This is a genomic window from Nitrosovibrio sp. Nv6 (assembly GCF_900110495.1).
Taxonomy (GTDB): domain Bacteria; phylum Pseudomonadota; class Gammaproteobacteria; order Burkholderiales; family Nitrosomonadaceae; genus Nitrosospira.
In genome coordinates, this window is sequence record NZ_FODX01000004.1 from 1 (window position 1) to 16,297 (window position 16,297).

At 52.3% G+C, this 16,297-nt stretch carries 19 protein-coding genes and 1 pseudogene; 8 read left to right on the top strand and 12 right to left on the bottom strand.

The window, feature by feature from the left end; translation table 11 throughout:
- A partial coding sequence (locus BMX66_RS09890) for an ArdC-like ssDNA-binding domain-containing protein (protein ID WP_143058221.1) occupies positions 1-306 on the top strand: 306 nt, incomplete at its 5' end.
- A 3-nt stretch (positions 307-309) separates the two neighbouring features.
- The gene (locus tag BMX66_RS16145; RefSeq protein WP_158593416.1) at positions 310-495 is read left to right on the top strand and encodes a zincin-like metallopeptidase domain-containing protein; all 186 of its coding nucleotides are present in this window, start codon (positions 310-312) and stop codon (positions 493-495) included.
- A 21-nt stretch (positions 496-516) separates the two neighbouring features.
- Here the strand turns inward: BMX66_RS16145 and BMX66_RS09895 are convergent, their stop codons facing one another.
- Positions 517-1,044 carry a carboxymuconolactone decarboxylase family protein gene (locus BMX66_RS09895; protein WP_090881720.1) on the bottom strand — a complete coding sequence of 176 codons (528 nt, stop codon included), beginning with the start codon at positions 1,042-1,044 and terminating at the stop codon, positions 517-519.
- Between the two features lie 360 nt (positions 1,045-1,404).
- Here BMX66_RS09895 and BMX66_RS09900 point away from each other — a divergent pair.
- Together BMX66_RS09900 and BMX66_RS09905 are read left to right on the top strand one after the other, a co-directional pair.
- A pseudogene (locus BMX66_RS09900) lies at positions 1,405-1,613 on the top strand (IS3 family transposase); the annotation flags it as partial.
- 88 nt (positions 1,614-1,701) lie between these two features.
- A complete protein-coding gene (locus BMX66_RS09905; protein ID WP_090881722.1) occupies positions 1,702-2,553 on the top strand; it encodes a hypothetical protein in 852 nt (283 codons plus the stop codon).
- Here the strand turns inward: BMX66_RS09905 and BMX66_RS15660 are convergent.
- From BMX66_RS15660 to BMX66_RS09920, 4 genes are all read right to left on the bottom strand, one after another.
- Positions 2,544-2,819 (bottom strand): hypothetical protein, encoded by a 276-nt coding sequence (locus BMX66_RS15660; RefSeq protein WP_177168777.1) that lies wholly within the window; start codon positions 2,817-2,819, stop codon positions 2,544-2,546. The genes BMX66_RS09905 and BMX66_RS15660 overlap by 10 nt on opposite strands.
- A gap of 112 nt (positions 2,820-2,931) precedes the next feature.
- Positions 2,932-3,354 carry a PRC-barrel domain-containing protein gene (locus BMX66_RS09910; RefSeq protein ID WP_090881724.1) on the bottom strand — a complete coding sequence of 141 codons (423 nt, stop codon included), beginning with the start codon at positions 3,352-3,354 and terminating at the stop codon, positions 2,932-2,934.
- Positions 3,355-3,513: 159 nt separating this feature from the next.
- On the bottom strand, positions 3,514-4,386 hold the full coding sequence (locus BMX66_RS09915) for a GGDEF domain-containing protein (RefSeq protein WP_158593414.1): 873 nt from the start codon (positions 4,384-4,386) through the stop codon (positions 3,514-3,516).
- Between the two features lie 84 nt (positions 4,387-4,470).
- A complete protein-coding gene (locus BMX66_RS09920; RefSeq protein WP_090882056.1) occupies positions 4,471-4,755 on the bottom strand; it encodes an HU family DNA-binding protein in 285 nt (94 codons plus the stop codon).
- Between the two features lie 657 nt (positions 4,756-5,412).
- Between BMX66_RS09920 and BMX66_RS09925 the strand changes: the two genes are divergently transcribed.
- The 3 genes from BMX66_RS09925 to BMX66_RS09935 all read left to right on the top strand — a co-directional run bounded on the left by BMX66_RS09925 (position 5,413) and on the right by BMX66_RS09935 (position 8,391).
- Positions 5,413-6,975, top strand: coding sequence for an NAD(P)H-hydrate dehydratase (locus tag BMX66_RS09925; protein WP_090881728.1), 1,563 nt, complete (start codon positions 5,413-5,415; stop codon positions 6,973-6,975).
- Positions 6,976-7,187: 212 nt separating this feature from the next.
- Positions 7,188-7,790, top strand: a complete 603-nt coding sequence (locus BMX66_RS09930; RefSeq protein WP_090881730.1) for a peroxiredoxin — start codon at positions 7,188-7,190, stop codon at positions 7,788-7,790.
- Positions 7,791-7,929: 139 nt separating this feature from the next.
- The gene (locus BMX66_RS09935) at positions 7,930-8,391 is read left to right on the top strand and encodes a ferritin-like domain-containing protein (protein WP_090881732.1); all 462 of its coding nucleotides are present in this window, start codon (positions 7,930-7,932) and stop codon (positions 8,389-8,391) included.
- Positions 8,392-8,593: 202 nt separating this feature from the next.
- Here BMX66_RS09935 and BMX66_RS09940 read toward each other — a convergent pair whose 3' ends face one another.
- Entirely contained in the window at positions 8,594-8,812 is a 219-nt protein-coding gene (locus BMX66_RS09940) for a hypothetical protein (protein WP_090881734.1), read from the bottom strand.
- 279 nt (positions 8,813-9,091) lie between these two features.
- On the opposite strand from BMX66_RS09940, the gene BMX66_RS09945 reads away from it, so the two are divergent.
- Complete coding sequence (locus BMX66_RS09945) at positions 9,092-9,328, top strand: hypothetical protein (RefSeq protein WP_090881735.1); 237 nt, start codon at positions 9,092-9,094, stop codon at positions 9,326-9,328.
- 109 nt (positions 9,329-9,437) lie between these two features.
- Here the strand turns inward: BMX66_RS09945 and BMX66_RS09950 are convergent, their stop codons facing one another.
- The 6 genes from BMX66_RS09950 to BMX66_RS09975 form a co-directional block, all read right to left on the bottom strand.
- Positions 9,438-9,902 (bottom strand): response regulator, encoded by a 465-nt coding sequence (locus tag BMX66_RS09950; RefSeq protein WP_090881736.1) that lies wholly within the window; start codon positions 9,900-9,902, stop codon positions 9,438-9,440.
- On the bottom strand, positions 9,899-10,513 hold the full coding sequence (locus BMX66_RS09955) for an acyl-homoserine-lactone synthase (protein ID WP_199679316.1): 615 nt from the start codon (positions 10,511-10,513) through the stop codon (positions 9,899-9,901). Before BMX66_RS09955 ends, BMX66_RS09950 begins: the two co-directional genes overlap by 4 nt.
- Positions 10,514-11,238: 725 nt before the next feature.
- Entirely contained in the window at positions 11,239-13,338 is a 2,100-nt protein-coding gene (locus tag BMX66_RS09960; protein ID WP_255398897.1) for a TonB-dependent receptor, read from the bottom strand.
- A gap of 276 nt (positions 13,339-13,614) precedes the next feature.
- Positions 13,615-14,367 carry a PepSY-associated TM helix domain-containing protein gene (locus BMX66_RS09965; protein WP_090881738.1) on the bottom strand — a complete coding sequence of 251 codons (753 nt, stop codon included), beginning with the start codon at positions 14,365-14,367 and terminating at the stop codon, positions 13,615-13,617.
- Complete coding sequence (locus BMX66_RS09970; protein ID WP_090881741.1) at positions 14,364-15,023, bottom strand: DUF4198 domain-containing protein; 660 nt, start codon at positions 15,021-15,023, stop codon at positions 14,364-14,366. The genes BMX66_RS09965 and BMX66_RS09970 overlap by 4 nt, the downstream gene beginning before the upstream one ends.
- Before the next feature lie 97 nt (positions 15,024-15,120).
- Positions 15,121-16,131 carry a multicopper oxidase domain-containing protein gene (locus BMX66_RS09975; RefSeq protein ID WP_255398898.1) on the bottom strand — a complete coding sequence of 337 codons (1,011 nt, stop codon included), beginning with the start codon at positions 16,129-16,131 and terminating at the stop codon, positions 15,121-15,123.
- Between the last annotated feature and the right edge of the window lie 166 nt (positions 16,132-16,297).

Genomic DNA, 16,297 nt, shown 5'->3' on the forward strand with positions numbered 1-16,297 from the left:
GTGCTTTTGTTGTGGGCATCGACCATGACTCACGGCTATTCAAGCGACCGGTGGCTGACCTACAAACAAGCGGCAGAGATGGGCGGCCAAGTGCGCAAAGGTGAGAAGAGCATTACGTGCGTTTTTTTCAAGACGCTTGAGCGCGAGTCGGAGAACGAAGGCGACAGCACCGAAAAAGCCGAGTCGATTCGCTTGATAAAACCATTCTGGTTGTTCAACCTTGATCAGATAGACGGTATTGAAAAGCCACAGACCGACGAGCCGCGTAATGAGTTTCAGCAGATCGATGCAGCCAAGAAGTTTTAATTCATTCATTCTGGCGCCGTTATCCATGAAGCAGGCGAAAATGCGTTTTACCGTCCCTCGACTGATGAAACTTACGTGCCGGTACGCACCCGTTTTGCCTCCGAGATTGAGTTTTACAGTGTGGCCCTGCATGAGCTGACGCACTGGATGGGCCTCATCGATCTTGGCCTTTCCTCAATCTTGTGCTGAATCTTTCCGGCAAAGCTTTTGTCATCGGTTTAATAAAACATCGCACGCGACCTCGTCGAGATCGACGGCAAGCGTCTCCAGAAACCTGGCTGTCATCATATAAAACCCTACCAGAAGGGTCGCATCCGCAACGGCGTTCTCCGACAAATATTTTCGAATACCCATGAATGACTGATCAGATACGCGCACGTTCTGCACGCAATCATCCACAAAGACAACCAATGCTGCTGAGCGAGGATCCAGGAGAGATCCATCCCCTTGCTCGATTGCGGCAATCTCCGCCTCAGACCATCCTGCCTGTCGAGCTGGTTCGAGATGCTGCATCCGCTCATAAGCGCTATGGCTCAATGCTGCTACCCGCAAGATAACCAACTCATACTGTTTTGCATCGAGATGAGTGGTGCGAAGTGCAATTCCAAGATCCAGGAATGCTGCAGTGCAGCCACCTGTCCGTAACAGTGCTCGGGTTAAGTTAGCAGGAAAACGACAGTGCTGCGCAGATTCAGCATCATCAAAAGTCGAGACATCGGATAGTTCTATTCGCGCCATAAATGATCAATCCCCTATTGGTTCCTCCAGGAACAGTAACGCTGTGTATGCCAATGGCTAGACTGGAGACTCGGTCTTGGCACTGCCACCTCCCTAGGTACTGGCAAAAACCCGGCAATCACTAATTCTGTGAGCTCGAGAAAATCTCCTCACCCCAAAATAAAGATCAACTTGACATTAAAGTAAAGTATAACTAACCTTCAGCTTAAATCAACCCCTTCATTGACAAACAAGAATAACTTGTTATTTTCGTATTCCCTGTGGATATCGACTCAAGCTTATAGGCGTGATGCATATCGGATTTCACCAGAGATGATTTGGTGAGCCATGGGACGTCCCCGAAAGCACTGTTTTCAGTGAGTGAGCCGCCGGGGAAATTCCTACGACAATGCAGTTGGCAGAGAGCTTCTTCCAACTGCTAAAACAAGAGCGAATCTGCCGCAAGACCTATCTCGACAGGGAGGGGCGAAGCTCAGCGTGATGCCTTTAACTACATCGAGATATTCTACAACCCGAAACGACGTCACGGTTATGCGAACAGTGTTTCTCCGGTAGAGTTAGAAAACTAGTATTTCATTTTAACCGACTGCAGAGTATCTACTAAAACCGGGCAATTCAGGGAGATGGATAACAATCTGAGTTTAGGAGATCGAGCTCATGCAGAAGATGGATATTTCCACGGTTTGCGAACATATCGCTGTACAGAAACCCTATTTTGCTTTCAACGAATTGGAGAAACAGGGCGCCGCTTCAGTCCGCGGTACTTTTGTTGCTGAACAACATGTTGGTTATGAGCGAGGACCGCTGACATTGGCTGAAGCCGGGCGCCACTTGGCAATTCTGGGTTCCTGCGCAGCAATGTTGAAGCACTCCGGCCAGCGCACATATTATCTTGCAACGAAAGGCCACCTCCGAATGTTGCCAGGGGCGCAGAATCGAAGAAAGACGGGGATATTCAAAGCAGTCGCAGAGGTTATTTCCGAAGATCGGCGATCCCTGATCGCGGAAGCGGTTGTCATGAATGGCGAACCCATTGCCTTTCTTCACTGCGAATACAAGGCATTGCCAGAATCCGTTTTCTCACGCTTATTTAAACACTATCAAACTGACCCGGTCGCGGCAGATGATAGCTCTCCCTATAAAGAGCCCATTGCATTGGAATTCGAATCCCCGATGGGCCTCTCTCTAATTGCGCATAGCCGTCCCTTATCTGTGGATCGTTTTGCGGGCCATTTTCCTGAATATCCTACTTGGCCAGTCGCAATAATGGCGGAAGCAGCATCACAGGTGAGGAGCAAGCTCCTTCACCACATTTTGAATGATGAGGTGGATTACACGGTTATCAAGCTCGATATAGATGCGCTTCACCTTGTGGCAGCATCCGAGCCATTGACCTTCCAAGTTGAGTGTGTCTTTGCGTCCCATGCCCTGTCCCACTACGTTTTTTCTACGAGAATTTTAAGAGGCACCACGGTTACGGCCACCCTGCAATCCGAAGTCTATGTCTGAATTGAAGAAGGCGTAGCACCTCTTCTACGCGTCAAGGCGGGCGATACCGCGCAAATAGTGATACCGCGACCCTCCACTACAGTCTTGTAATAGTTGCTCGCCATGTCGGAGGTCCAGCGTACGCCAAAGTCCAGGAAGAAGATACGAGCATAAGCCAGTATCCAACCGGCTATAAGCAACAGCAACATGTCGACGCTAATAGGCGCCAGATAATGATGATAACCACCGGTAGGATGATGGCGGTCATGCAGTCTACGGGTGTGCAAGCACAAGAAAGAGTATCGAACGTAGTCGTCAGACTAACCGCTACTACTTACGACATCTTATTCATCAACTACTCTAAAAACTCCCTTCTCGTCGCCAGCACGCATAAACCGTCTACTCGTGTGTATTACTTAGATAATGTCTGCTCCCATAGTGCGAATGCAACTGGGTGCTCCAGGCTTCGTTTGCCATGTCCGGCCAATTGTCCTTATCGAATCCCGGCGCCGATTCGAGGCGTTCCTTCTCCACCTCGAGCAGGAAACGCTGATCGAGCGTCTCCAGTTTCAGAGTCAACGCATTCCAGGGCACGGCGAAGAGTTTGTCGGCGATGCCGAGGAACCCTCCGAAGGATAATACTGCGTAAGCAACGCGCCCGTTGTCGACATCAAGCATTACTTCCTTGATGTCCCCAAGTTTTTCGCCCTTGCTGTTGTAGACATTCTCTCCTATCGGCCAGTTTGCACCCATCAACCTGGGGCCAGGCCCTTTACTTTCGGTGATTTTATCCAAACCTTCAGCATTATGCTCATAGCTCATATCATCTCCTGGGAATGAGGACAAAAAGTTCTCTTGCGCCTTTCTGAATAACTTTATCAACTTACTCCGTCAAGAAGTATTTTAAGACGATGTGCATGCTGAATCTGTTCGGTAACAAACTTATGGGGGTATATATTGGAGTAGCGTCACTTCCTGATGTCAGGGTCGAAGTGAAGAATGATCGTCGACGTTATCGAACAATGTATAACCCGCCTTCGTTTTTTTTGCCCGATACATGGCAGCATCGGCATTCGCCACCAATTCCAAACCTGTATTTCCATCATGTGGATACACAGCAATACCGATGCTAGGTTGCATGGTAAGGGTCAGATCATCAATAATTACAGGTTGTGCGATGCAATCGAACACCTCGGCCGCTATCCTTTGGATATTCTGAAGGCTTTTGGGATTCACCAGCAAATAAAGAAACTCATCACCGCCGTAGCGGCAAAGGGTATCCTCACCCCGAACCCGCCGGTGCAATCGTTGCGCCACGGTCTGCAATACCTTGTCACCGGTGGCATGTCCATATGTATCGTTAACCAGTTTAAAGCGATCCAGATCGATAAACATCACTGCCAAAACCCATGTGTTCCGCCTGGCGAGAGCAATTGCCTGTTCAAGACGGTCGCTGAACAACTCCCGATTCGGGATGCCTGTAGCAACATCCCACAATGAGCGTTGTTTTGCTTCCTCCGCCACCTCCTGTGCAATCGCCATAACGTCTTGAGTATTTGACAGGATATTTTCCGTTGCTACCAACTTTCCCTTGATTTCCATGAATTCAAGGTTAAGCTTGTTGCGGTCGTCGATCTCCTGTGCCAGAACGCTATTGACTTCATCAAGCTTGGAGGCGCAATCCTGCACCTTATCTTCCACCCGTTCACTTTGTGCCAATGCTTTTTTTGCCTGCTGCAACGTAATGCCGGCCACCATCTCCTTCTTAACCGTTTCATTAACAGTCGAAAGCTCAGCAGCGCAGTCCTCTATCTTTTCCCTCACGTCCTGGTTTTTTTCCAGTGCCGTCTTCAATAAGGTGCGCCCTCCTGCGGATTGCGCCGCCGAGTCGTTTTCAGGATTCATCTGGAGGAGCGGTTGAAAGGGAGATGGCGTTGCTTACCTGCCATTGCCGTTAACCGCAGCCTTGAGCGTTGCACCCGGCTTGAATGCAGGAACCCTGGATGCAGCAATCTTAAGCTCTTCACCCGTCCTGGGATTTCGGCCGATACGTGCGGGACGCTCCCGTACCTCAAAGGAACCGAAACCAGGCAAGGATAGCGAATCGCCCTTTTTCAGCGTGTCGGAAATGACCTCGATCAGTGCGCCGATCGCGCGTTCCGTCTCAGCTTTGCTACCGCCGGTCTTGGCGGCCATTGCATCAACAAGTTCTCTCTTATTCATGGTTGAATCTCCCTTTCCAATATCAGTAATCGGCATCACGGCATATCCGGCAGGATTGCCGCAACATTCTATTTAAATGCTTTACCAGCTTACACAGTTAATGAGCTTGAGCAATAGGTACATCGCTCCATTCTTGAGCACCCAATATTCAGGAGATCTAAATTCCGGCCAGTCAAAACCACGGATCAATCCATAATGAATCCGCTCTCGCTATGATACGCTGACGAGGCGGGCAGCAAATTCGAAAGTATGAGTCATTCCGGGCACTGGGAATAATATTCATGAAGGCTGCCACCCAGGGAGATTTTTTCTGAGCCTTCAAATCCCAAGGGTCGCATCGCTCATTCTTCTAAAAACCCCTCTCTTCCGAAAACCCCGTCTCGGTATTATTGGGAACGTCTTTTTATTATATTCATCTCTTTATTTTGCCAGTTTATTTTTTAGCATTCTCCATGTCATCCTTTCGTAAAGCAGGGCAAAAATACCGATATTCCGCCTAAAATGTGGGAAACTTGCAGAGTGGCGATTTTGAAGACGCACGCTTTCCTTAGGAAGGAATGACGCTGCCATCCACGAAGTTTAAACAACGGCAATCCTGCCGGTCGGACGCAGGTAAAAATGATATTTATACAGAGGCGTCCTCTATAAGCCGCTAGCATGAGCGCACCAGAACATAATTCCACCGCCATTTACTCTACCGCCGAGATTCGCGAAATCGAGCGGTTTGCCGCTGCGTTACCCGATCGTCCTCCCCTGATGGAAAAAGCCGGTCTGGCGGCTGCTGAAGTTGCCCGGGACAAGCTGCTAATCCAGGATAGAACCAGGGTGCTGGTGTTGGCGGGACCTGGTAACAACGGCGGCGATGCTTTTGTCGTTGCCCGCTATCTGAACGCCTGGTGGTACAAGGTCACGCTTGTGTTTACCGGAGAGCGCGCAAGGCTGTCGGATGACGCGAGGCAAATGCTGGATGCGTGGCTTGCCGCAGGGGGAGAGATACTATCGGAAATTCCTGGCGGCAAAATATGGAATGCGGTGATAGATGGCTTGTTCGGCACTGGCCTTGACCCTCGGGACGGGCGGGAGCTGACGGGTCGATATCTCTCCCTGATCCATACAATTAACAGCATGAAGCTGCCGGTGCTCGCGCTGGACATCCCGAGCGGCCTGGGCAGCGATACGGGAAATGTCCGCGGCGCAGCTGTCAGGGCTGCCATGACAGTCACGTTCATTGGCCTGAAACCCGGCCTCCTGACTCATCAGGGTCCCGACTACTGCGGGGAAATTTTTCTGCGCGACCTCGATCTTGATGTGTCGTCCCTGCCGACCCCGTCGTCCCCCCGGTTAAATGAGGCACCCAGTTCGTGGGTGGTGGATCACGCTTACGCTCAAAAATTGCTGCCGCCGCCTCGTCTCGCCAATAGTCATAAGGGTATGTTTGGCAGCACCGGCGTAATCGGCGGATCGGCGGGAATGGTCGGGGCGGCACTTCTCGCTGGAACTACGGCATTGAAGCTAGGCGCGGGCCGTGTGTATCTCGGCTTGATTGCCGGCGATGCGCTCGGCGTAGACATGGCACACCCCGAGTTGATGCTGCGACCGATCCACGAATTATTCAAGCTGGGTCATCTGAACTGCCTGGTTGTCGGTCCCGGACTGGGGTCGGGGCCGGACGCTTGCTTCTGGCTGAGTTATGCGCTGGAATCGGACCTGCCGCTGGTGCTGGATGCCGACGCTTTAAATCTTATCGCAACGCACTCCAGAGTTGCAGATCTGTTGCGGAAACGATCACACGAACGTAAGGCTCCCTCCATTCTCACGCCTCATCCGGCCGAGGCGGCACGCTTGCTTAATACCGATATATCAACAATTCAAGGTGACCGCATGGCCGCTGCGGCGAGCCTGGTAGAGAATTTCAACTGCTGTGTGGTGTTAAAAGGCGCCGGCAGCATTTGCGCCGTACCGGGCGGTAAACGGTATATCAATATCAGCGGTAATCCGGGCTTGAGCAGCGCGGGCACAGGCGATATATTGTCCGGCATCGCCGGTGCTTTCCTGGCACAAGGATTAAGTCCGGAAAATGCACTGTTGCTGTCCGTTTATCTGCATGGGGCGGCAGCCGACGTGTTGCATGCACAGCATGGCGGCCCGATAGGAATGATTGCTTCCGAAATTCCCGAGGCGGCGCGCGATCTATTGAACCGGTGGATTTACAATTTTTAATTCTGCACACTGCTTCTCACGGAAACTTGCAAATGTTATGCGGTGCGCCGCACAGATGAGAGCACAGGATATGGAGTATAAAAATGTGATAATTGATCCGGTAAAACAGTTAAAAAACTCCAGGAAAAAGATAGACTATGGAGGCCGAGTCGCATACTTATTGAAAACGTGGAACACACGGCGATTTCAACCGATCAAATAGGAGAATGTCAATGTCTGTACTTGTTACGCGTATCGCACCCGACTTTACCAAACCTGCTGTTATGGCGGATGGCACCATCAATGACGCTTTCAACTTTCATGCTGAAATTGCGGGCAAATATGCGGTGCTATTTTTCTATCCGCTGGATTTCACATTTGTCTGCCCCTCGGAAATCCTCGCCCACTCCCACCGGGTGGAAGAGTTCCGCAAACGAAACGTGGAGGTAATCGGCGTTTCGGTGGACTCCCAGTTCACCCATTATGCCTGGCGCAATACCGCCATAGACAAGGGCGGCATCGGTCCGGTGGGCATTACTTTGGTATCCGACGTGGGGGGAGAAATCATGCACGCGTACGGCATCAGTCACCCTGATCATGTTGCTCTGCGGGCATCTTTCCTGATCGACAAAACGGGCGTAGTACGTCACCAGGTGGTCAACGACCTCCCGCTGGGGCGCGATGTGGACGAAATGCTGCGCATGGTCGACGCATTGCAGTTTCATGAGAGTCACGGTGAAGTCTGCCCTGCCGGCTGGAAAGCAGGCGACCCCGGCATGAAACCGAGTCCTGCGGGTGTCGCCGAATATCTTGACACACATGGCGAAACCCTGTGAAGGGCAGCCAGCCTTTCCATAAAAGCTGAGAAGCAAGAAAGGTGGGCCGAATCGATGAACTGCGCGCATGCAGCTCGCTGCGGCTTACGAGACAACCCGTTCCCATCCTGCAACTCCTGCCACTGCAAAGGAGAAACTCATGGACTTCGATAAAGACAAGGCAATTGCACTGTTAAACAAGATCATGGAGCTGGAACTCGCCGGTGTGGTGCGTTATACGCATTATTCGTTGATGGTCTACGGCTACAACCGCATTCCGGTGGTGGAATGGCTTCAGAAACAGGCGGAAGAGGGATTGCTGCACGCGCATAAAGCAGGTGAACTCGTTACTCTGCTGGGCGGTTATCCTTCGCTTGCCATTGGACCTTTGCTGGAGAAGCATCACCAGGACATTGGCGATATCCTGAGGGAGTCGCTGGCGCACGAAAGCGAGTCATGCGCAGCCTATTACCAGTTGCTGGAACTGACTCAAGGCAAATCGGTACTGCTGGAGGACTATGCGCGCAGTCTCATCGTCGAGGAGGAAATGCATGCCGACGAAGTCAATAAAATGCTGCGCAGGACGGGTAAAACAGGTGTGTACGAGATTCCGAAGAGTTGATCGCAGGAGCATTGCGGAGTGATTTGGGAATTGATTCTTCCAGCAGTTACGGAAAGAATACTTTTCGAGAGGCGGGATAAGCTGTTATTTCCAATTCCTTCAGGATGAGGGGGAAAACAGGAGGCGGCATTATCCCCATCTCCGGCAGGACGTCTGGCAGCTAAAGCCGGATCGCAAGTGTAAATGTGGCTATTCATCAGAGCTATTCGTCGCTTCGCATTTCATTGTAAACCATGCCGCTCAGCTGGATCATCAGGTCAATTTCATTTTCTTCTTCATCCAGGACCGGATCGGATTCATAGAACTCCATCAGCGAGCACATAGTGTCAATGTCGTTCGTATCCACTGACGCTGACACATGATCGGGTTGCAATGCGGCCTCAGCAAGGTTCATGCCCGCCGCTTTAATACGGATAGTCATTCAGAAACGCGCTATGCACGGATGCCGTACACCGGGCGTTGTCCCTGGCGAAATCCATCGTCGGGCTTCTGAACAGCCCGTATTGAGGAGGGAAGGAGAGAAAACGGGACCGCCGGGAAAAAGAGGTCTCCGGGATGGAATCTGCGCGGGCTGAAATGGAAAATATGGCACGCACCTGAATCTCATCCAAACCGCTTCTTTTTACTTCTTACGCGTGGTGCGGTTGGGTAGAGCCGCGGCTCAAAACCGCTTGGCATATGAAGAAGAGGAAGAGCGTTAGTGCCGGATCGATTCGCCGCAGAGCCGTCACCCAAGCCACTATCCTTACGTACTGCGGAAATGGGCGTTGGCGCTGGGGCTGAAGCGAAGTCGCCGCTGGGCGAAGCGGCGCATCCTTGCCCGGTATTGCCTGCCCGGGTGGTTTTCTCGGCCGCAGAGAACGGCATCATTAATGCGGGTAGCCTGGATTTCACGTTTGCCTCCTATCATGAACGGATATGGCCAAATTATTCCTGAAAAACTGATTAGCATGCTCAGGCTACCCGCAGCAGATGGCGTTCCCATGACAGTTTTATGAAATTTTTAAAACAGTCGTTCCGGATCCGCCTCCCGGTGCGTTTTACGTTCAACCCGCATTTCGCCCCGCTCCCGAATATTCAAACGTAACAGGCTCCAGTAACGGCCGCTCGCAGTCATCACGCATCAGTGCGGCCGTCTCTCCCAACGCGATCTCCCGCAAGCGGCAGCGCATGTTCAGAGATCCATTGCCCGATTCAAAAACACCACAGGTATGCAAGGGGTCGCGGCTCTGATCATAACCTTCGGAGAATACATGAGGCCCAACATTGTTCATTACCGCCACCGGTAGATGTGGGTAGCGACGCCTTGCTTCCCGTATCCACTGCAGCAGATTCACTTGCTGGGTGCAGTCGTGCACCGCGCCGTCGACAACCACCATATCGTAGGCTTCCAGGTCCGGTTCAGGGAAGCTGTCCAGTGATTTCCGCTCCAGTCTGTGTTTTGATTTCTCAAGTAACAGTTGCAGAATTTGGCGGGTGTCCTGTCTTTCTCCAACCAATAGAATATTCATGCCGCTTTCCTTTGTGCTTCTTCCGGAAGCGTGCCGAACAGGGCAAACTCCGTGATTGCATCGATCTCGATATAACAGGCTACGGTTAAAACCCGACCGATCTTGATGGGGGCGCCCAGCCTTGAGACATTGACGCCAAGCTTGCGTATCAGCCTTTCCACGGCAACGGTGGTAACGGTTACGTAACGCTCGATCTTGTTATGCCGTGCGAAGAGAAATAGGGTTTGCATCATTTTTACCGGAATGTCGCTGAAACCGAAGCCCGCACTTTCGTATTTCGGAACCGTAACCGCGAAGCGGCTCAATTCCCATACGTCGGGCTGTTGTGGCGCGGGTTGCCCGTGCAGTAATTGAGGAAAAGTGTCCTTTAGCATGTTGGGCCCCATGGTAGGCAGCAGTCGCCAGCAACCCAGCACCTCGTCTTCATCGCCCTTCGCCAGAACATAAACCGGATTTGCATGGTCGAATTCGTCGTGCTCCATTCCGTTATCTGTCGTAACTTCCCAGCCCAGCCTGTCATGAAAAACTTCGTGTCTCAGTCGGTACATTCCCATTGCCGCCTGCTGATCCAGCGAACCGTTTCCATGTTGCGCAAGCATAATCTGTCCCATTTTTTGCACCCGTCGGTTGTTTATGACGGTGCTATGAGACAACGGAACCAGAATCCAGAATAGCTGTAAAATCTTACAGGACCAAGTGGAAGATATCGCCTGAGGTCCTTGCCTGGAGCGGCTTTCACATGTCAGCACAAGGCTCTGTCAGCCACTGTTTTTCCCATTAATTCCTGTTGGAAACCTAATGCAGATGAAGTATTTTTTACGTACTCTTATTACACTTGGACATTTAGCCTTCCGCTCGAGAAATATATCAGCGTCATATGAAAGAGTGAAGACAACGATCAAGACAGCCCATGAGGGGCAATGGCCGGCACGAGCGTATTGACCGTTGGTGGAAACGTTTTTCGCACCGGACGGTGAGCAGGACGGTGCGCTTAAAAGAGGACTTCTATCCGCTAATCCACTATCCAGGAGAAATACGCTGGACGCCGCCATCCGGGCTTCGATCCGGAATAATTCAATCCGAACCAAAGGTGGCCTTGCCAGTATGAGGTTTGCAAGTGCTGGCTGGTCGATAGAGCTTGTGGAGATTTCGGGTCCATTTCAGGCAAATGAACCCAATTTGGGCAAGAGGCGGGGGAAGCGAATAGTGCGGTGTGGCGGTGTGTGGGGATGCGTGGCCTCATGCCAGGAAGGACGCGCATCGCTCGTCAGCCCTCAGCCATGGGATGGGAAGTCGCCATATGCAGCTTCCCATCCGGGTTCTTCAAAATCAATTTTTAATTGAAATTGAAGCGGATAGAACCGAACGCGCTAAGCGGATTGCCGGGCAATGCGCCGGCAAACGTGGGATTGGTAAAGTAGGTTTTATCCGTCAGGTTTTTTATGTTGACTGCGAGATCGACCTTTTTGATGCGATAGGAAACGGCAGCGTCCAGCACGACATAGGAGGGCACCTTGAGAAGATTCAGGCTGTCGGCATAGGCATCTCCCTTGTATGTAACCCCAAAACCAAACATCAAACCGCGTGCAAGACCGCTTTGTATCTGGTAGGTGGACCACAAGTGGCCCATGTGGGTGGCAACCCCGGTCGGCCTGTTTCCGAAAACGCTTCCTGTAACACCGAGTACCGAATTGGTGGCAACGGTGCCTGCTCGCGTTTCCGGATCCATCCATACCCCGTTGCCTATAATGCTTAGGCCGCTAACGGGACGCACGCCGAGGGACACTTCTACTCCACGTGTTCGATCCTTGCCATCCTGAGTCGGCAGACCGCCGGAACCCGGCAAGATGACAAAATAATTGTTGCGGCTGGTTTGAAACAAAGCCACGTTCAAGTCCGCTTTGCCATCCAGAAACATGGTTTTTGCGCCCACTTCTATCTGATCCGATGTTTCAGGCGCCGTGGATAGCGCTTGGGATTCGGTTGCAAGATTGATGAAGGCGCCGGTGCTATAGCCGGCGTAAAAGGCCAAATTTTTAGTGGGCTGGTAGACACCGCCGGTGGAATAGGTCGTCAGAGATTTCGTCTGCACTATTTCCCGGTATCCATAATTGCCGGAAACAAGCTGAAAACCCTTGTCGCTGTACTGCACGAGGTCGTTTCGGATGCCGAGGCGGAGCTTGAACTGGTCAGTCAAATCGATCTGATCCTGGGCATAAAACGACGTTTGATTACTGTTGATCCGGCGGTCGAAAGTTTGCGTGCGGCTGACGGCATCATTCAGTGAAGTTTCGAGCACCGGGTTAAAGATGTTTATGGGGGATAAGGCGTAGGTAGCGCGAACAAGATCAATAGCTGTATTTTTGTATTCGAAGCCACCTAAAAGTGTGTGTTTCACCGAACCGGTGGCTGTTTTCCATATAAACTCATTTTGCAATATGGTGTAACCGGCATTGTCGAACTGCTGATATGCGGTACGTCTTCTGCTTATCCCGTTTGCGTCACCCTGATCGCCCCCGGCATTCCGCAGCAGCTCCAGCGTCCGCGCATCGTAGACAAATGCTGTTCGCATGGTTAACGCATCCGATATTGCCCAGTTATGAGTCAGACCGAGACGATTGATTGTATGATCGGTCTTGTTGAACGGACTGTAATAGCGGGTCTCGCGGGAAACGTTCGCTATATTGGAATTGATATCGAAAAGTATGCCGTAATTATCCGGCTTGATTTTGATCTCCCGATGATCGTAGTCAACCAAAAGTGTTTTATCGGGTGCAATACGCCAGATGAAGCTGGGGGAAGCCTCGACAATATTGCGCTCCAGCCCCCGGAAACCATCGGTATGCTCCATATTGGCAATCAGTCGGCCGGCAACGTTCGGTACATAAGGGATCGCGCCGGTCACGTCAACATACCCGTTGCGCGTACCAAAACTGCCCAGCATGGTGCCTGCGGACAAGCCAAAATCGTTTCGCGGCTTCATTGTGATCATGTTGATACTGCCGCCGGGTCCGGCCACGCCAAACAGTGCCGAGCCGGGACCTTTTAATACTTCGATACGGTCAACATCGTACATGGTGCGGAAATAGTTGTTTTGGTGGCTCCCATCGGGAATATTGTCGCGCAAAAAGCTCAGGGATAATCCGCGCGAAGTGAAAGCGTTCGCGAACCCATAGCCCCCGCCCATGTGAGGCTGAACACTGCTTACGTTGCGCATGGCATCGTTCATCTCGATTACACCCTGCTCCTTCAGTACGGCGGCCGGCACGACGGCAATGCTGGCGGGGATATCGCGCGATGGCGTGTCTGTCTTGCTGCCTGTCGTCGCCACATCCTCGATTGTGCCGGGACGGACCCGGCCAGTCGTAATCTTGATTTCCGGCAATGCGGCGCCTCTTCCCGCTGCGGCAGCGCTATCCTGGGCTAGGGTATCCAAGGGTGTTAATATCCATGCTCCAAATATGGGTATTAGACCCATGCGAGCGTATCTCAATCTGAATCCTGACAAATGTTTCATTGAAAAAATGCCTCTGTTTTTTTAATTATTGGCGTGCTACAAGCGGGGAGGCTTTGGCTGGCTATGGGGGTCTTTTGTGGGTCTTTTGGATGTCTTTTCCCGTAGAACGCGGGGCGGAAGGGTGTAATTTACATGGTGTCGTTCTGCCTCAATTTTCGATCCTGCTATCCTGCGATACACCGGAGACGGATTACATTACGATAAAGATAGGGTGGTGAGCATAAGAACCGCGGCAGCAGTAAGGGTAGTGCCGATCAATCCTGCTGCCAGAAGCCGGGGGCCGTGCAGACGACTCCACAGCAATGTGCCGGTTATTGCGAGCACCAGCAGGCCCCCCGCCAATGTGTCGGTGAGCAATATCCATACATTGGACATCCCGCTTCCCTTGTGAAAGTTGGCTAGAGTCGCCCAGGCGTTGGCCTCTTTTTGCTCGACATGCACCTCGGCATCGCCCCTCCAGTATTCCGCATTAAGGCTGAGATTGGGAGCGATGAGGGTGATGCGCCAGTTTTCCGGCTGTATGACCTGCCCACCGCCCCATGGAACCGGCCCGCCGGGTTTTTTCTGAATACGGGACTTGGCATGGGGCAACTTGAATTTCACGCGCAGCCATGCTTCCAATGCCTCGGGCGACTGGAGGCTGCCAATTGGCGGAGCGAGCGTATGACGGGTTTCATGCTGTGCCGCGAGGGGGATTTTCATCTCGCTGCGATGGTTAAGCAAAATGCCGGATGTGCCAAACAGCAAGCCCAACGCCGCCCCCCACAACCCCATCCAGGCGTGTGTACGGCGCAGCCAGACAAGAAAACGGCCGCGCTTCATTCCATGCGACAAGAACAGGTAACCGCGCGGCTCGGAAACAGGACGTGCAGGGTGTGGCTGGGGCATGCTTTGTACAGTTGGCGCGGCCGGCGCGGTTCCCTGGGCGCTGGATTGCAGTGCGCTCATTTATAAAGGCTAAGCGTAGCCTTATGGCTTTCGATGGCGTATGCCTTGCCCTCGAACTCCCCCGGCTTATTCATCTCGTATTTCGCTTCGACCACATAGAGGCCCGGCTCCAGCAGCGTAAAGGTTGCCTCCCCTTTCTCGTCCGTACGCAGATGCTTCTCCCAACCGTTTGGCGCGATAACAACGATCTCAGCCTTGGGCACGGGTTTGCCCATGAAGGTCAAGCGCAGCACGTTGCCGGTATCCTGTATGTCGAGTGGCAAACTGCCGCCCTTGCCCAGACGCGCATAGAGAAACCGCCTGTAGGTAGGAGATGGGATTTCGCCCTGCGGCTCGCGTATGGATTGCTTGAGCGCCTGCACCAATACGGTAGCACCGACGGTTGCGCCAAGAGGTATCGAAAAGTAATTGGACTGGCGGCTTGCTTCGACCAATTTTTCGACCCCGTTCTTATCGATCAAGGCCACCCTCGGGGCAATGATGCTGTCGAGCCGGCCGGGTGAGGTTTCGCGCACATTCTCGGGATATTCGCCGAAATAAAGCTTGGTAGCGGCGTTGTCACCTTCCAGCCACAATGCATGGGCTGCCACGTTGAAGCTAAGCAAGGCGCCGACAATAACCATACTAGAAACATGGATAATATGCCTGAGTTTCATTAAGTTTTTTTCCTTATTAATTGTTTAAATAGAAACGGAGGGTTACTCGAAGTGGACTACTCGAAGTGGGGTACTTTGAGCGCTTGCATCCAGTTGTTCATGGCAGGACGCGCCAGCGAGTGGACATCCCGGCCATCATGTGGTCATCGACGTGACAGTGCAGCAGCCAGTCGCCAGGCGAACGTGGAATCATGTCGACCGAAGTCATGCTGGCAGGCAAGACTTCAACAACATCTGTCCGGCGTCCGTGATCGAGTACGGTCTGTGCATGCCAGTGCACGGTGTGATTGTCGGTTTCGTTGCCCAGCGCCACGACATGCCAGCGGACACGCTTCCCGAGGGTTGTTTCATAGCCTTGCAGATTGCCGAAAATACGGCCGTTGATTGTGTGCTTCATCCCGCTTTCTTCCCCCCCCTCTTCATTGAAAATCATGAAAAGGGTGGTAAATTCCTGGTCAACGTCGCGGGGCGCGGGATCGGATGCTGAACGCGCCATGTCCTGCCGTGTGATGACGATGGTGCCGACCAGTCCAAGATTCGCTTCTTCCTCTTCCATTACATGCGAGTGGTAAAGCCAGATGATCGACGAAGGATCTGTCGGCCCAGGTCCCGCATCTTCGTCGGCTACCCATGTGTAGGTAAAAGATTTACCGGGAGGTACGCCTGCGCCCGTACCGGAGCCATCCGCACCTTCATTCTTTTTGTCGTAAAACATCCCATGCGGATGCATGGAAAGGGGCCTGTCCGTTTTATTCAGAAAGTGAACCTTGATGGTATCGCCCACGACAGCTCTAATCTGGGGCCCAAGAATTCCCATCCATTGCGGCTGTGGTATTGGCTTGGTATAGCTCCCGTCCGTGTAACCGATATAACGGTACTTTGGGTATGTGAGCGTTGTTCCCCAGACGCCGAGCCCGTGATCGGGCTTGATCAGGTTTTTTCCTGAAGGCGCGTAATTCCAGGAGGTTTTTTCCGCCGTTATCCAGTATTCCCTCACCGCCGCCTGCGCCGCCTGCACTGGAAACCAAATCCAGCAGGCCATGGCGAATGCTATCTGTGCGGTAATTCTGCCTGCATAACCGGAATTCTTTTTTCCCTCAAGTTTCATAGTTATCATTATCGCAAAAAGTTATTATATTTACAGCGTGGGCGAAGCGAAGCGCAACTCATCCCCTCGCGGCTCGTTCCATCCTTGCCGTTCCCTGCCATCTTTGTCATGGCTTCCAGCCCCAGTTTCAGGGATAGCTGCCCGTAGTTCGCGTTTCGACTAATAT

Excerpts from the sequence above, each read along its gene's own strand:
- BMX66_RS09895 (WP_090881720.1), bottom strand. The coding sequence starts at position 1,044 with ATGGCGCGAATAGAACTATCCGATGTCTCGACTTTTGATGATGCTGAA.
- BMX66_RS09905 (WP_090881722.1), top strand. The coding sequence starts at position 1,702 with ATGCAGAAGATGGATATTTCCACGGTTTGCGAACATATCGCTGTACAG.
- BMX66_RS09910 (WP_090881724.1), bottom strand. The coding sequence starts at position 3,354 with ATGAGCTATGAGCATAATGCTGAAGGTTTGGATAAAATCACCGAAAGT.
- BMX66_RS09920 (WP_090882056.1), bottom strand. The coding sequence starts at position 4,755 with ATGAATAAGAGAGAACTTGTTGATGCAATGGCCGCCAAGACCGGCGGT.
- BMX66_RS09925 (WP_090881728.1), top strand. The coding sequence starts at position 5,413 with ATGAGCGCACCAGAACATAATTCCACCGCCATTTACTCTACCGCCGAG.
- BMX66_RS09930 (WP_090881730.1), top strand. The coding sequence starts at position 7,188 with ATGTCTGTACTTGTTACGCGTATCGCACCCGACTTTACCAAACCTGCT.
- BMX66_RS09935 (WP_090881732.1), top strand. The coding sequence starts at position 7,930 with ATGGACTTCGATAAAGACAAGGCAATTGCACTGTTAAACAAGATCATG.
- BMX66_RS09940 (WP_090881734.1), bottom strand. The coding sequence starts at position 8,812 with ATGACTATCCGTATTAAAGCGGCGGGCATGAACCTTGCTGAGGCCGCA.
- BMX66_RS09950 (WP_090881736.1), bottom strand. The coding sequence starts at position 9,902 with ATGAATATTCTATTGGTTGGAGAAAGACAGGACACCCGCCAAATTCTG.
- BMX66_RS09955 (WP_199679316.1), bottom strand. The coding sequence starts at position 10,513 with ATGGGACAGATTATGCTTGCGCAACATGGAAACGGTTCGCTGGATCAG.
- BMX66_RS09965 (WP_090881738.1), bottom strand. The coding sequence starts at position 14,367 with ATGAGCGCACTGCAATCCAGCGCCCAGGGAACCGCGCCGGCCGCGCCA.
- BMX66_RS09970 (WP_090881741.1), bottom strand. The coding sequence starts at position 15,023 with ATGAAACTCAGGCATATTATCCATGTTTCTAGTATGGTTATTGTCGGC.
- BMX66_RS09975 (WP_255398898.1), bottom strand. The coding sequence starts at position 16,131 with ATGAAACTTGAGGGAAAAAAGAATTCCGGTTATGCAGGCAGAATTACC.